The sequence below is a fragment of the Apibacter sp. ESL0404 genome, from assembly GCF_019469245.1.
In the GTDB taxonomy this organism is placed as follows: Bacteria; Bacteroidota; Bacteroidia; order Flavobacteriales; family Weeksellaceae; genus Apibacter.
Genome location: NZ_CP048267.1, coordinates 808,532 through 823,379 on the forward strand (window position 1 = coordinate 808,532; position 14,848 = coordinate 823,379).

Sequence of the window (14,848 nt, forward strand, 5' to 3'; positions counted from 1 at the left end):
AGATATACTAAGCTAGTTAATTTTACTATAGATACTGGAATTATAAATGTGCTGAAAGTTACAATTGGCAATATGTTAGAATGACTAATACTACTTTTTTCAGTTGAGAACAATATACTTTTAAAAAAATAAGCCAAATTATTTTTCATAATAGATTTATTTATGCTTTTATTAAACACTAATTTCATGCCAAAATTTATATAATAATAAAGTAAATACTTAAAATATATTCAGAATACTGTATAAATAAATATTAAATTTAAGTGGTAATGTGCGTTTTTGTTATACTATTAAAATAAAAAAACCTTCTGAATTATAATTCAGAAGGTTTTTTATATTTAAAGTTTCGTTTAAAAACTTATACTTTAATCTCTACTTCAACACCGCTAGGAAGCTCTAATTTCATTAATGCATCAACAGTTTTAGAAGAAGAACTGTAGATATCCATTAATCTTTTATGAGAGTTTAATTGGAATTGTTCACGAGATTTTTTGTTAACGTGTGGAGAACGCAATACGGTAAAAATTCTCTTATGAGTAGGTAATGGAATAGGACCATTAACTACAGCACCGGTTGCTTTCACGGTTTTTACGATTTTTTCAGCTGATTTATCAACTAAATTATAATCGTAAGATTTAAGTTTTATTCTTATTTTTTGACTCATTGTTTTAAAAATTAAACGTTTGTACCCTTAGCTTTAGCAATAACTTCATCAGCTATATTCTGAGGAGCTGCTTCATAGTGGTCAAATTCCATAGTTGAAGTAGCACGTCCTGAAGATAAAGTTCTTAAGGAAGTTACGTATCCGAACATTTCAGATAATGGAACAAATGCTTTAATAACTTTGGCATTATTTCTGTCATCCATTCCGCTTACTGTTGCTCTACGACGGTTTAAATCTCCTACAATGTCCCCCATATATTCTTCCGGAGTTAAAACTTCCAATTTCATAATAGGTTCCATAATAACCGGTTTTGCTTTCTTAGCTGCTTCTTTGAATCCAAGTTTAGCTGCCAATTCGAAAGATAACTGGTCAGAGTCAACCGCATGGTAAGATCCGTCTTTCAATATGATCTTCATACCGTCAATCTCATATCCTGCTAAAGGACCATTTTTCATAGCTTCTTTGAAACCTTTTTCAACAGATGGGATAAATTCTCTAGGAATGTTACCACCTTTGATTTCGTTTACGAATTCTAATCCGGTTTTTCCTTCATCAGCAGGTCCGATTTGGAATACAATATCAGCAAATTTACCACGACCACCGGTTTGTTTTTTGTAAACTTCTCTGTGATCAGCAGATCCCATTAAAGCTTCTTTATACTCAACCTGAGGTTGTCCTTGATTTACTTCAACTTTAAATTCTCTTCTTAAACGGTCTACAATGATGTCAAGGTGAAGCTCACCCATTCCTGAAATTACAGTTTGTCCTGAAGCTTCATCTGTTTTTACTTGGAAAGTTGGATCTTCTTCCGCTAATTTTGATAAAGCCATACCCAATTTATCAACATCCGCTTTAGTTTTAGGTTCTACAGCGATACCGATAACCGGATCAGGGAATACCATGCTTTCCAAAATAATCGGAGATTTTTCATCACAAAGTGTATCTCCTGTTTTAATATCTTTAAATCCAACTGCTGCACCAATATCTCCGGCTTCGATATATTCGATAGGATTTTGTTTATTGGCATGCATTTGATAGATTCTGGAAATTCTTTCTTTATCTCCGGATCGAGTGTTTAATACATAAGATCCGGCATCTAAATGACCGGAATAAGCTCTAAAGAAAGCTAAACGACCAACATAAGGATCGGTAGCAATTTTAAACGCTAAAGCTGCAAACGGTTCTTTTGCATCCGGTTTTCTTGCGATCAGTTCATCAGTTTTAGGATCTGTACCTTCAATAGCTTCTTTGTCCAGTGGAGAAGGAAGATAACGGCAAACAGCATCTAACATAAACTGAACCCCTTTATTTTTGAAAGATGATCCGCAAACCATAGGTATTATGCTGATATCTATAGTTGCTTTACGAAGCGCTTCGTGGATTTCTTCTTCCGAAATTGAATCCGGATCTTCAAAGAATTTTTCCATTAAAGTTTCATCGTACTCAGCAACTGCTTCGATAAGGTTTTGGCGATATTCCATTACCTCCTCTTTCATATCTTCAGGGATATCTACAATATCAAAAGTAGAACCGAAGTTATCATTATGCCATACAATAGCACGGTTTTTAACTAAGTCAACTACCCCTTTGAAATCTTCTTCAGATCCGATAGGTAATACGATAGGAACCGCATTAGATCCTAACATTTCTTTAACCTGACGGCATACATTAAGGAAGTCAGAACCTTGTCTGTCCATTTTGTTTACAAATCCCATTCTTGGAACTTTGTAATTATCCGCAAGTCTCCAGTTAGTTTCAGATTGAGGCTCAACACCGTCAACCGCACTAAATAAGAAAACTAATCCGTCTAATACCCTTAATGAACGGTTCACCTCAACAGTAAAGTCAACGTGTCCCGGAGTGTCGATAATATTAAAGTGGTAAGACTGTGTATCCGGTAGTTTTTTACCGTCATCAGTTAATGGGAAATTCCAATTACATGTAGTCGCTGCAGAGGTAATAGTGATTCCTCTTTCAGCTTCTTGAACCATCCAGTCCATCGTTGAAGCTCCATCATGAACTTCTCCGATTTTATGGTTTACTCCGGTATAAAATAAAATTCTTTCCGTTGTAGTTGTCTTTCCTGCATCAATGTGAGCAGCAATACCTATATTACGTGTATATTTTAAATCTCTAGACATATTTTCTTTAGAATTTGAAATGTGAGAATGCTTTATTAGCTTCAGCCATACGATGCGTATCGGTTTTCTTTTTAACTGCAGCACCTTCCTCTTTAGCAGCGGCAATAATTTCAGCAGCTAACTTTTGAGACATGGACTTTTCATTTCTATCTCTTGAATATTTTATTAACCATTTCATCGCCATAGAAATTTTTCTATCCGGACGAATAGGCATTGGAATCTGGAAGTTAGCTCCCCCAACTCTTCTGCTACGTACTTCAACGTGAGGCATTACGTTTTCTAAAGCATCTTTCCAAATTTCCAGAGATGTTTTTTCCTGATTTTCTTTTTTAGTTTCTACGATTTCCAACGCATCGTAAAAAATTTTAAAAGCTATGCTTTTTTTACCGTCTTTCATTAAGTTATTAACGAAACGAGTTACTAACTGATCGTTAAACTTAGGATCCGGTAAAAGCGGACGTTTTTTTGCTTTCGTTTTTCTCATTTTACCTGAATAATTTCGTTATTACTTATTTTTTCTCTTTAGGTCGTTTAGCTCCGTATTTACTTCTTCTTTGTAAACGTCCTTGAACACCAGCTGTGTCTAAAGCACCTCTGACAATGTGATAACGAACACCAGGTAAATCTTTTACCCTTCCGCCTCTCACCAATACTATCGAGTGCTCTTGCAGATTATGTCCTTCTCCCGGGATGTACGCATTGACCTCTTTACCGTTAGTTAAACGAACTCTGGCTACTTTTCTAAGCGCTGAATTCGGTTTCTTAGGTGTAGTGGTATATACACGAGTACATACTCCACGTCTTTGTGGACAAGAATCTAAAGCAGCCGATTTACTCTTCTTGGTAAGTGTGGCTCTTCCTTTTCTTACTAATTGTTGAATAGTTGGCATTTATGCTCTTTTAATTTTTAAGTTTGCAAATGTAGTGCTTTTTATTTATAAATGCAAAAAATAATACGCCCATAATCCACTGATTCATATGATTATTTATTTAAAATTTTATCTTTCTAAATGATAATTGTTTAATCTAAATTTAAAAAAAATCATGAATTGAATGATTTTTTCGTCAAGTATCTGAATTTAAGTTTTTAACTTTGAACCTGCTTAAAATTATATAAATACAAATAAATGAACGTGAACTACTTAAAATCGCTATTTTTTGTGGCGTTTGCAGCAGCTTCTTATGGAGTATTGGCAACTTTTGTTCGTCTGTCTTATAACGACGGTTATACTACTGCGGAGGTTACCTTTTCTCAAGCGGTCCTCGGCTTGCTAGGTCTTATCATACTTCATGGTTTTAGTAAAAATAAACAGGTAAGTAAAGAAAAAAAATACACTTTAAAAGATAAAGTATATTTAGTTTTGTGTGGAACATCTTTTGGTCTTACCAGCACCTTTTATTATTTAGCTGTTCATTACGGAATCCCTGTATCCATATGCATAGTTTTACTTATGCAAGCGGTATGGATGGGTGCATTAGTGGATTTTATTGTAAATCGTAAGAAACCTACACTTGTTGAAATTGTAGCCATTATAACCATTCTTTTGGGTACTTTATTAGCAACAAATCTTATCAATGAATCTCACGTTCATTTGAATGCAACAGGTGTAATTTTTGGAATTTTAGCAGCACTATCCTATACTTTTTCAATGTTTACGTCCAATAAAGTAGCCTTATCTATGCCCTCTACTTTGCGGTCTGTTTATCTGCTAGTAGGAGCCACCCTTATGGTTTCATTAATATGGGCTCATGCGCTGATAACTGAACCGTTCCATTTTTCAATATTCTATAAATGGGGTATTATATTAGCTGTTTTCGGAACTATTCTTCCTCCCTTTTTATTTACCAAAGGTATGCCGGTGGTGGGAATCGGAATAGGAAGTATAATCGCTTCCTTGGAACTTCCGGTTTCTGTTATGATGGCTAAATTTGTGCTTAGCGAAAAAATAACTTCCCTGCAATGGGTGGGCATTGTACTTATCCTTATCGCTATTGTTTTACTTAATTTAACTTTTATCCTTCCTAAAAGATTAAAAAAATAAAAAATTCAAAAAAAATACTAATAAGATAAAAATAAGGAACTTTTTAAATTACAATAATTTTCATGTAAAAAATATTTTTTATCGCTTGCTTTTCGCCTTTATGCGTCCCGGTAAATATTGTTTCTCATTGATATTTTAAATAACTTGCAAGACAATGAAACAGGATACATTAAAACATAAAGGAAAGAGAAATAAACTAATTAATTTACTTAAGCAAAAAGGAATAAATGATGAAATTGTATTAAACGCCCTAAATAAAATTCCTCGTCATCTCTTTATAGATTCAATATTTGAAGATCTGGCTTATGAAGACAGAGCTTTTCCAATATTATCCAATCAAACGATTTCCCATCCATTTACAGTAGCTTTTCAAACTCAATTATTACACGTTCAGAAAGGAGAAAAAGTTTTAGAAATCGGAACGGGTTCCGGATATCAAACTTCTGTTTTAGTAGCTTTAGGAGCACAAGTCTTTACCATTGAAAGACAAAAAGAATTATTTGAATTCTCCAAAAGAATCCTTAAAAAAATTAATTTCGTTCCTAAACATCAAATTTTTGGCGATGGATATTTAGGTCTTCCTTCTTTTGCTCCTTTTGATAAAATTATAGTGACAGCGGGGGTTCCCACCATGCCTAAAAAGTTATTGGAGCAATTAGCAGTTGGAGGGGTCATGGTTATTCCTATAGGAGAAAAAGAGCAAAAAATGTATACCGTTCTAAAATTAGATGAAAATACATTTGAGACTATGGAGTTTGGAGATTATCAATTTGTTCCTATGTTAGAAAATAGAGTGATTGAATAAAAAATCGATTGGTTTCAATTAATAATTTTAAACCGTATCTATTTTACTAAAAAGCATTATGTTTTAATAATTTGAAAAAATATAATCTAATCTAATTTTCTAACTAATAATTGATCTAAAAAAAATCATTTTCAAGATACTCACCAAGAAGCATAAATTTCATAAGAAACGTATAGATAAGGTTAGATCGCTTGATTCTCTAAAATGTATTATACAAAAAAGAGTATCTTTGTTTTACTAAAATTCTAAATATGGTCCATTATTTATTAAGAGAACCTAAGTCAGCTACCGAGACGCCTTCATTAATACTTTTACTCCATGGATATGGAAGTAATGAGCAAGATTTGTTCAGTTTTGCAGAAGAATTACCCGATGATGCCTACGTGATTAGTTTACGAGCCATACGAGAAATTAGCATGGGTGGATATGCCTGGTACGATTTAGATTTTACTTCAGGAGCCAAAATGATTAATTCCGACCAAGCCATTGAATCGCAAAAAATTATTATGAAATTTTTGGATCAAATCCAAACTAAATATCCTTTCGATACTAATTCCATAACCTTATTAGGTTTTAGTCAAGGAGCTATCCTCTCTTTTTCATTAGCATTACACCATCCTAAAAGGTTTAAAAAAATAGCCTGTTTAAGTGGATATCCGGATCCGGAATTATTGAAAGACGTAAACATGGGAGATGATTTTTCACAATTGGAATTTTTCTTTTCACATGGAAAAGAAGATCCTATTATTCCCATTCAATGGTCTCGTCAATTCAAATCAATATGTGAAGAATTAGATTTAGATTATGAATATCATGAATACAATGAAGGTCATGGCATAAATTCTGAAAACTATTATGATCTTTTAAATTTTTTGCAATAAGATGAAAATTGGAATTGTTTGTTATCCTACGTTCGGTGGGAGCGGGATAGTTGCCACCCAATTAGGAATGGAGATGGCCGCATTAGGTAATGAAGCTCATTTTATAAGCTATAGCATTCCGGCAAAACTGGATGTCACTTTGCCTAATGTATATTTTCATCAGGTTTGCGTTAAACAATATCCTTTATTTGAATATCAACCCTTTTCCTTAGCATTGTCTACAATCATTGTAAATGTTGCAGAAACTTACGGATTAGATTTGCTGCATGTGCATTATGCAATACCTCATGCTTATGCAGCCTATTTTGCCAAGCAAATTTTAAAAGAGAAAGGTGTTGACTTACCGGTAATCACTACCTTACACGGTACAGATATTACTTTGGTAGGAAGTCATCCCATTTATAAATCCGGTGTCGAATTTTCGATCAATAAATCCGATTATATAACCTCAGTTTCCCAAAGTTTAAAACAAGATACTTTTGAAGCATTTACTATTAAAAAAGACATTGAAGTAATTCCGAACTTTATTGATAATTCCTTGAAAATATCAAGCCCATGTATCCGAAAGAATTTTGCTGCTGAAGATGAAAAATTACTTATCCATGTATCTAACTTGAGAAAAATTAAACGCATTGATGATGTAATGTCGATTTTCAATCTGGTACAAAAAGAAGTTAAATCGAAACTTTTGATTGTTGGAGAAGGACCGGAGACAGAAACCATTGAGCATTTAACTAAAGTGTATCATTTGGAGGATAAAATAAAAACGTTGGGAAAAATGGTTGATGTATCTTCAATTTTAAGTATTGCAGATCTATTTTTATTACCTTCTGAACAAGAAAGTTTCGGATTGGCAGCCTTAGAAGCAATGGCCTGTGGCATACCTGTTATTTCAAGTAATGCCGGGGGAATTACGGAAGTTAATAAAGACGGTTTTTCAGGATTTGTATCACCTGTTGGTGACATCCCTTCCATGGCAAAGAATGCCATTAGGCTGCTGAACGATGAAAAAATGCTTTCACTTTTCAAAAAACAAGCGAAAGATCAAGCGTTACTTTTTGATAATTCTAAGATAATTCCTTTATATAAAGAATTGTATGACCGAGCATTGGGCAATCATAACTAAATAGTTGAATTTACATACTTATCAACCCAATCAGCTGAAAAAAATAACATTTATATTCGGGTCTTTAATCCATGAAGAATGCGCTAATTTATGTAAACAGATGAAGCCTATAAAATAATTACCTGAAAGGCTGCTGTATTGTTCTTCGATGGACTCAAAATCATCAAAACCGGAAAATTGGTCGTGATATCTTATATAAACTTTATAAATTTTAGTATCGACTAATTGTAATTGTTTATTTAGATGAATATATTTCTTGTTTTCATATCTGTAATCATACGTTAAAGCTGAAATATCAGAAAGCACGGCAGATCCGGTGGGTTTATCTCCGGCACCTTTACCAATCATAAGTTGCTTTTCAGAAAAAGCACTTTCTAAAACCACTCCATTATATTCATAATTTACATGAGCTAATGTATTTTCTTTTTCTATAAAAGTAGGAGCACAAAAACCCGTAATTTCATTATTATTTTTATTGCATCTTGCTATTAACTTGATTGTTAAATTTCTTTGACGAGCAAATTCCAAGTCAAAATCACTAATTCTTGATATTCCAAAATTAAATATAGATTCCGGTTTAGTAATAAGTCCAAAAGCATGAAAAAGAATAATACACAATTTATATTTAGGATCAATTCCTTCCACATCTAAGGTAGGATCTGATTCTACGAATCCTTTCTCTTGTGCTTCTTTTAAAACGACAGGATAAGAAAGTTTTTCATGGATCATTTTGGTTAAAATGAAATTGGTAGAACCATTAAAAATTCCCGATACCGATGTTAATAAATCATTATCATAATATTCTTCTAAATTTCTGATGATGGGAATACTGGCGCAAACAGAGGCTTCATAGAGTAGGGGAACTTGGTATTCTTTTTCCAACTTTAGAAGTTCAGGTAAATGTTCGGCAATCATTTTTTTATTTGCCGAAACTACAGCTTTTCCGTTTTTCATGGCCTCTGAAACAATATCAAAAGCAGCATCAGCGTCATCTATTAATTCGACAATAACTTCAATTTCAGGATCCGATAATAACTCGTATTTATCAGTAGTAAAATACTTTTTATCGATTGATCTCGGTTTATCGGGATGTTTAATACATATTTTTTTAATATTTGCATCTACACTTTCGGCTTCTTCTAACACTTTATACAATCCAGTTCCCACACATCCAAATCCAAAAATTCCTAATTTAAGTTTATTTCTTATCATTTAATTATTCAATTTATAAAATTAACCGTTAATCTAAAGCTTGTTTGATATCATTAATCAGGTCATCTACATTTTCAATTCCTACCGATAAACGAATTAAAGAATCTTGAATTCCTGTTTCTTTACGAACTTCAAGAGGGGTTGATTTATGGGTCATGGTGGCAGGATGGCTACCCAAACTCCTAACATCGCCTAAATTTTCAGCTAAAAGAAAAATTTTGGTACGTGTTAAAAAATCTTTTGCCGTTTCTAAAGTATCGTCTTTTAAACTAAAAGATACCATTCCGCCAAACCCTTTTTGTTGTTTGGCCGCAATATGATGATTGGGATGATTTTTTAATCCGGGATAATATACTTTATCTACTTTGGAATGTGTAGTTAAAAATTCAGCAATTTTTTGAGCATTTTGTGAATGTTTTTCCATACGCAGAGATAGAGTTTGAATTCCGCGTAAGGTTAACCAACTATCAAAAGGCGAGAGTACGCCCCCTGAGGTATTTTGTAAATATTTTAATTCTTCGGCTATTTTAGGATCTTTCACAACTATAAATCCGGATAAAACATCTCCATGTCCTGAAAGATATTTAGTTCCACTGTGTACAACAATATCTGCTCCTAAACGTATCGGTTGTTGTAAAGCAGGAGATAAAAAAGTATTATCTACAATTAATAGTGCTCCCACTTGCTTGGAAATTTTAGCGATTTCTTCAATGTCGGATATTTTTAAAGTAGGATTTGTAGGGGTTTCCAGCCAAATGAAGCGAGTTTTATTTGAAACTGCTTGTAAGACATTTTGAATATCAGTAGTATCAATAAATTTAGAGATTACACCAAATTTATTATAAACTGTAGTAACTATTCGATAAGTACCTCCGTAAACATCATTTACAGCAATAATTTCATCCCCTTGTTTTAATAACTTTAAAACACAATCCGTTGCAGCCAATCCCGATGAAAAAGCAAATCCGGCAATACCGCCCTCTAATTCAGCAATGGCCTGTTCTACAACTTTACGGGTTGGATTAGCCGTTCTTGTATAAGCAAATCCTTTATTCACATCCGGTTCTTCCTGAACATAAGAAGAGGTTTGGTAAATAGGAGTAGATATAGCTCCGGTAAGTACATCAGGAGTAGAAATATGTACTAATTTTGTTTCTAATTTCATGACTAGGTTGTTTTTTCTAATTAATAAATGCCTTAAAATTCATTAATCATCATAAAACAACTTATACAAGATTCCCATTTAAATGCTAAATTATGAATTAGCTTCTTTATGTAGGTCGAAAGAAGCTCGTATTATTTGTATTTGTATGTAAGCTGTTTCGACTTATCTTTCCTTTACGGTTGGATGCAGCACCTACTCATATAAGAGGGTTGCTAAGGTATCATAGGGCCAATTCCCTCCACCTTTCTTGATAAGTAATTTTATTAATGATCGTTAAATATATTACAAAGATACGTTTTATTTTTTAATTTCCAATAAAAAACGATTTTATTATAATATTTATAAAGGTAATGTATCTTTATTAATCATTATAATATAAGATATAAAGCATGCTAAATATAAATCAATTTACCTACAGAAGCATTTAAATAACCGTTGAAATTAATTCTAAGTTTAAAAAAATACATTTTTTTGCAATGGTAAATATTTTATACTAGGGCATGATTTATAGTAAGATCAATAATAATATTATACAATGTAAATGATATTTTAACAACCCATTCATTAGATACTGATTTTATTTATTGGTAAGCTTTTTTAATACATTTTCAATCAATTGCATTCGACTGTCTAATTTTTGTGAAGCAGCATCTAATGTAAACCCTTCTTCCAATAATTCTTTTATTAGAATCATTTTTTTAATATTTTCATAATTGTATCTTCTGTTTTTTCCTTCCTGTTCTTTAAGACTTTTGATAATTCCTTTATCTTCCCAATACCTAATTTGTCGGGTAGGAATTCCCGTTATTTGAGAAACTTCGCCAATGCCCACAATTAATTGCTCTAAAAATTTAAAATCGAAAGATAAATGATTGGTTTCGTTCATTTTGTAAATTATTTACATTATTTGAAGTAAATATACAAAATAAAAGTTAAATTTGTAATTGTAAATAATTTGCATAAAATGTAAATATTTAACAATAAAATATAATTAAAATTTAAACACTATGTTCATAGACAAAAATGTTATGATAACCGGCGCTACAGAAGGAATAGGCTTGGGAATTGCTCGTGCTTTCGCCCAACAAAGAGCAAATCTTGTTCTAATTGCCAGAGATCCTCAAAAATTAAATAACATCAAAGAAGAATTTTCGTCGTATCACGTAACTGTTTCTCTGATTTCTGCGGATTTAACGGAAATTGAAAAATTATCTTCAGTTGGTAAACTAATTTTAGAAAAAGTAAATACCGTTGATGTGTTAATTAATAATGCTGGGATCGGTCGTTTTAATCCTTTTGAAGAAACATCTGAAGATTTATTAGATAAACACATTAATCTTAATATGAAAGCGCCTTATATACTGACTCAAAATTTGTATCAATCTTTGAAAAAATCCAAAGGAAATATAATTAATATTTCATCTTATTTTTCACACAGAATGTTACCGGGAAGAGAATCTACTGCTTACTCCATGACTAAGGGCGGTATAGATTCATTTACTAAATCATTGGCTTTTGAGGCAGGAAAAGATGGAATTCGGGTTAATGCTATTGCTCCGGGAAGTATCGATACGCCGCTTCTACGATATAATTTAGAACAGCTTAGCGAAGAAGGGAAAACAAATTTTCATACAATGATTAAATCTATATATCCGATGGGTAGTATTGGAACGGTAGAAGATATTGGGGCGGCTGCTGTTTTCCTGGCATCCGATCAAGCCCGATGGATTACCGGAACGATTCTACCGGTTGATGGTGGATTAACAACTAATTAGTTAATAAAAGGTAGCATAAAAAAATATAAAAAAACCAATCCGTTTTGGGATTGGTTTTTCAAGTCTATTTATAGTACAATATTGACAATTCGTTTAGGCACTACAATAATCTTTTTAGGTTGTTTGCCGTCAAGATAATTCGGTGTTTTTTCATGAGACATTACTGCTTCTTCAATTTCTTTAGGAGTAGCGGAAATAGGCATTTCAATTTTAAAACGTACTTTTCCATTAAAACTAACCGGATATTCATGTATTTCGGAAACAAGATATTCAGCGTTAAATTCAGGGAATGCTTGAAATTCAATGCTATTTTCATGTCCTAATTTTTCCCATAGCTCTTCTGCAATATGTGGAGCATAAGGAGAGATTAAAATGCACAAAGATTCTAAAATTTCTCTTTTATAACATTTTATTTTTACCAAATCATTGGTAGCAATCATAAAAGAACTTATGGATGTATTGAAAGAAAAATTATCCAAATCCTCTTTAACTTTTTTTATTAATTGATGAATTATTTTTTGTTCTTCTTTAGTAGGTTTTTCATCTGAAACAAAGAAAGTTTCTCCTTCACCGGAATGATACAATTTCCAGAATTTTTTTAAGAATCCATGAACTCCGCTAAGTCCTTGAGTATTCCAAGGTTTAGCCTGTTCAATAGGTCCTAAAAACATCTCATACATACGTAAGCTGTCGGCTCCGTATTCATCACAAACATCATCCGGATTAATAACATTGTAGTAAGATTTTGACATCTTTTCTACTTCTCTCCCGCATATAAATTTACCTTCTTCAAGAATAAACTCTGCATTTTTGAATTCATCTCTCCAATTTCTTAATTTTTCTAAATCAACTTCATCTGTAGTTCCTTTAAGAAGTTTTACATCAATATGCAGTGGAGAGGTATCTTGTGCTTCATGTAATAAATTGTAAGAGATGAAGTTATTAGTTCCGTTAATTCGGTAGATATAAGCACTTTGACCTAAAATCATCCCTTGATTAATTAATTTTTGGAACGGTTCTTCTTGGGCACAGTATCCATAATCTTTTAAAAATTTATTCCAAAAACGTGAATACAATAAATGTCCCGTAGCATGTTCACTTCCTCCAATATATAAATCTACGTTTTCCCAATAATTTATTTTTTTAGTATCGGCAAAGCAAGAATGGTTAGTTGGATCTGTGTATCTGAGAAAATACCAGGAACTTCCGGCCCAACCGGGCATTGTATTCAAATCTAAAGGAAAAATCGTGGTATGATTAATACGGTCGTTACTTACAACTTGTTCATTTTCAGTATCCCAGGCCCATTGTGTAGCACGTCCCAATGGAGGGTCTCCGTCTTCAGTGGGCAAATATTTTTCAACCTCCGGAAGGAGTAAAGGTAGTGCGGATTCCGGTAAAGCATAGGGAATATCATTTTTATAATATATAGGAATAGGTTCCCCCCAATATCGTTGACGAGAAAAAACGGCATCTCGTAATCGGTAGTTGGTAGTTCCGTGCCCGATTTTCATTTTTTCTATTTCCTCAATAATTTTAGCTTGAGCATCTTTAACAGTCAATCCGTCTAAAATTTGGGAATTGATACAGATTCCTTCTTTAGAAGAAAAAGCCTCTTCTTGAACATCGGTTCCTCCTTTAATTACTTCAACAATTGGAAGTCCAAAATGTTTAGCAAATCGATGATCGCGCTCATCGTGAGCAGGAACAGCCATTATGGCACCTGTTCCGTATCCATATAATACGTAATCTGCAATATAAATAGGAATTTTTTTATGAGTAAAAGGATTTATAGCATAAGCTCCGGTAAATTGTCCTGAAACAGTTTTAGCATCTGCGATTCGCTCCCTTTCCGATCGTTTGGTGCTTTGATCTTTATATTGGTTTACGGCTTCGTAATAAGTTCCGGTAGTAATTTGATCCACAAGAGGATGTTCAGGAGCCATAACCATATAAGTTGCACCAAATATTGTATCCGGACGAGTGGTGAAAATTGTAACGGTTGTCTCAGAATCAGCAACTGCAAAATTGATTTCTGCTCCTAAAGATTTACCAATCCAATTACGTTGACTTTCTTTGATTGATTCACTCCAATCGATAGTTTCCAATCCGGAAAGAAGTCTTTCAGCATAAGCCGTAATCCGCATAGACCATTGCATCATGCTTTTTTGATAAACAGGATATCCTCCTCGTTCAGAAACTCCATTTACCACTTCATCATTTGCCAGAACCGTACCTAAAGCCGGACACCAGTTAACGGTTGTTTCTGCACGATAAGCCAATCGATAATTTAAAAGAATATGTTGTTTTTTTTCATCTGAAAAACGGTTCCAATCTTCAGCCGTAAATATTTCGATTGGTGAGGTACAGGCATTTATTTTAGCATTACCTTCTTTTGAAAAAATATCTACTAATTCAGTAATAGGACGAGCCTCTTGCGAAGCAGTATTGTAATATGACTTAAAAAGTTGGATGAAAATCCATTGGGTCCATTTATAATAGCCGGGATCAGATGTTCTCACTTCACGATTCCAGTCAAAAGAAAATCCCAATTTTTTCAATTGATTGTTATATCCAGCAATAACATTGTCTTTATTATCTATACCCCCGTTAATATTAACTTCTGTGGTTATCGCCGGATGTTGGCCTGTTTGAATAGCATATTGTTCAGCAGGTAGCCCGAAACTGTCATAACCAATGGGATGAAGTACATTAAAACCCTGATGGCGTTTAAACCTTGCATAAATATCAGAGGCAATATAACCCAGTGGATGACCTACATGTAAACCTGCTCCCGAAGGATACGGAAACATATCCAATACATAAAACTTGGGTTTATCTGTATGGTTTGAAGCAGCAAAAGTTTGTTGCTCTTTCCATTTTTTTTGCCATTTTTTTTCGATTTCCTGAAAATTATATTGCATGGGTAAAATTGAATTAATTTTTTGCAAAGGTAATGATTTATTCAATTTTTAAAATTGAATTTCAGCTTAAAGCATACGTATTATTTACAATAGTAAAAGAGGATATATGATAT

The 14,848-nt window shown here is 33.0% G+C and carries 13 protein-coding genes and 1 riboswitch; of the genes, 5 read left to right on the top strand and 8 right to left on the bottom strand.

Annotation, left to right across the window (positions count from 1 at the left end):
- Nucleotides 1-358 precede the first annotated feature (358 nt).
- The 4 genes from rpsJ to rpsL are packed head-to-tail and all read right to left on the bottom strand — an operon-like array spanning nucleotide 359 to nucleotide 3,695.
- Nucleotides 359-664, bottom strand: coding sequence for a 30S ribosomal protein S10 (gene rpsJ, locus GYM72_RS03380; protein WP_055425679.1), 306 nt, complete (start codon nucleotides 662-664; stop codon nucleotides 359-361).
- Nucleotides 665-675: 11 nt separating this feature from the next.
- Nucleotides 676-2,805, bottom strand: a complete 2,130-nt coding sequence (gene fusA / locus GYM72_RS03385) for an elongation factor G (protein WP_220264703.1) — start codon at nucleotides 2,803-2,805, stop codon at nucleotides 676-678.
- A gap of 7 nt (nucleotides 2,806-2,812) precedes the next feature.
- Complete coding sequence (gene rpsG / locus GYM72_RS03390; protein ID WP_055425681.1) at nucleotides 2,813-3,289, bottom strand: 30S ribosomal protein S7; 477 nt, start codon at nucleotides 3,287-3,289, stop codon at nucleotides 2,813-2,815.
- A gap of 25 nt (nucleotides 3,290-3,314) precedes the next feature.
- A complete protein-coding gene (gene rpsL, locus GYM72_RS03395; protein WP_055425682.1) occupies nucleotides 3,315-3,695 on the bottom strand; it encodes a 30S ribosomal protein S12 in 381 nt (126 codons plus the stop codon).
- 237 nt (nucleotides 3,696-3,932) lie between these two features.
- Here rpsL and GYM72_RS03400 point away from each other — a divergent pair, with 237 nt between their 5' ends.
- The 4 genes from GYM72_RS03400 (at nucleotide 3,933) to bshA (ending at nucleotide 7,659) form a co-directional block, all read left to right on the top strand.
- The gene (locus GYM72_RS03400) at nucleotides 3,933-4,847 is read left to right on the top strand and encodes a DMT family transporter (RefSeq protein WP_220264704.1); all 915 of its coding nucleotides are present in this window, start codon (nucleotides 3,933-3,935) and stop codon (nucleotides 4,845-4,847) included.
- A 154-nt stretch (nucleotides 4,848-5,001) separates the two neighbouring features.
- Nucleotides 5,002-5,652, top strand: a complete 651-nt coding sequence (locus GYM72_RS03405) for a protein-L-isoaspartate(D-aspartate) O-methyltransferase (RefSeq protein WP_160542322.1) — start codon at nucleotides 5,002-5,004, stop codon at nucleotides 5,650-5,652.
- Nucleotides 5,653-5,903: 251 nt separating this feature from the next.
- Nucleotides 5,904-6,533 (top strand): alpha/beta hydrolase, encoded by a 630-nt coding sequence (locus GYM72_RS03410; RefSeq protein ID WP_105297008.1) that lies wholly within the window; start codon nucleotides 5,904-5,906, stop codon nucleotides 6,531-6,533.
- 1 nt (nucleotide 6,534) lies between these two features.
- Nucleotides 6,535-7,659 carry an N-acetyl-alpha-D-glucosaminyl L-malate synthase BshA gene (gene bshA, locus GYM72_RS03415; RefSeq protein ID WP_220264705.1) on the top strand — a complete coding sequence of 375 codons (1,125 nt, stop codon included), beginning with the start codon at nucleotides 6,535-6,537 and terminating at the stop codon, nucleotides 7,657-7,659.
- Between the two features lie 30 nt (nucleotides 7,660-7,689).
- Here the strand turns inward: bshA and GYM72_RS03420 are convergent, their stop codons facing one another.
- From GYM72_RS03420 to GYM72_RS03430, 3 genes are all read right to left on the bottom strand, one after another.
- Complete coding sequence (locus GYM72_RS03420; protein WP_220264706.1) at nucleotides 7,690-8,871, bottom strand: homoserine dehydrogenase; 1,182 nt, start codon at nucleotides 8,869-8,871, stop codon at nucleotides 7,690-7,692.
- Nucleotides 8,872-8,899: 28 nt separating this feature from the next.
- The gene (locus tag GYM72_RS03425) at nucleotides 8,900-10,036 is read right to left on the bottom strand and encodes a PLP-dependent aspartate aminotransferase family protein (protein WP_220264707.1); all 1,137 of its coding nucleotides are present in this window, start codon (nucleotides 10,034-10,036) and stop codon (nucleotides 8,900-8,902) included.
- Between the two features lie 159 nt (nucleotides 10,037-10,195).
- A riboswitch (SAM riboswitch) is annotated at nucleotides 10,196-10,293 on the bottom strand.
- Nucleotides 10,294-10,613: 320 nt separating this feature from the next.
- Nucleotides 10,614-10,922 carry a MerR family transcriptional regulator gene (locus tag GYM72_RS03430; protein ID WP_220264708.1) on the bottom strand — a complete coding sequence of 103 codons (309 nt, stop codon included), beginning with the start codon at nucleotides 10,920-10,922 and terminating at the stop codon, nucleotides 10,614-10,616.
- Nucleotides 10,923-11,043: 121 nt separating this feature from the next.
- On the opposite strand from GYM72_RS03430, the gene GYM72_RS03435 reads away from it, so the two are divergent.
- A complete protein-coding gene (locus GYM72_RS03435; RefSeq protein WP_220264709.1) occupies nucleotides 11,044-11,811 on the top strand; it encodes an SDR family NAD(P)-dependent oxidoreductase in 768 nt (255 codons plus the stop codon).
- Nucleotides 11,812-11,879: 68 nt separating this feature from the next.
- On the opposite strand, the gene leuS is transcribed toward GYM72_RS03435, so the two are convergent.
- Entirely contained in the window at nucleotides 11,880-14,735 is a 2,856-nt protein-coding gene (leuS, locus tag GYM72_RS03440) for a leucine--tRNA ligase (protein ID WP_220264948.1), read from the bottom strand.
- Between the last annotated feature and the right edge of the window lie 113 nt (nucleotides 14,736-14,848).

Bases quoted from the DNA above. Each gene is read 5' to 3' on its own strand.
- rpsJ (WP_055425679.1), bottom strand. From the start codon at position 664: ATGAGTCAAAAAATAAGAATAAAACTTAAATCTTACGATTATAATTTA.
- fusA (WP_220264703.1), bottom strand. From the start codon at position 2,805: ATGTCTAGAGATTTAAAATATACACGTAATATAGGTATTGCTGCTCAC.
- rpsG (WP_055425681.1), bottom strand. From the start codon at position 3,289: ATGAGAAAAACGAAAGCAAAAAAACGTCCGCTTTTACCGGATCCTAAG.
- rpsL (WP_055425682.1), bottom strand. From the start codon at position 3,695: ATGCCAACTATTCAACAATTAGTAAGAAAAGGAAGAGCCACACTTACC.
- GYM72_RS03400 (WP_220264704.1), top strand. From the start codon at position 3,933: ATGAACGTGAACTACTTAAAATCGCTATTTTTTGTGGCGTTTGCAGCA.
- GYM72_RS03405 (WP_160542322.1), top strand. From the start codon at position 5,002: ATGAAACAGGATACATTAAAACATAAAGGAAAGAGAAATAAACTAATT.
- GYM72_RS03410 (WP_105297008.1), top strand. From the start codon at position 5,904: ATGGTCCATTATTTATTAAGAGAACCTAAGTCAGCTACCGAGACGCCT.
- bshA (WP_220264705.1), top strand. From the start codon at position 6,535: ATGAAAATTGGAATTGTTTGTTATCCTACGTTCGGTGGGAGCGGGATA.
- GYM72_RS03420 (WP_220264706.1), bottom strand. From the start codon at position 8,871: ATGATAAGAAATAAACTTAAATTAGGAATTTTTGGATTTGGATGTGTG.
- GYM72_RS03425 (WP_220264707.1), bottom strand. From the start codon at position 10,036: ATGAAATTAGAAACAAAATTAGTACATATTTCTACTCCTGATGTACTT.
- GYM72_RS03430 (WP_220264708.1), bottom strand. From the start codon at position 10,922: ATGAACGAAACCAATCATTTATCTTTCGATTTTAAATTTTTAGAGCAA.
- GYM72_RS03435 (WP_220264709.1), top strand. From the start codon at position 11,044: ATGTTCATAGACAAAAATGTTATGATAACCGGCGCTACAGAAGGAATA.
- leuS (WP_220264948.1), bottom strand. From the start codon at position 14,735: ATGCAATATAATTTTCAGGAAATCGAAAAAAAATGGCAAAAAAAATGG.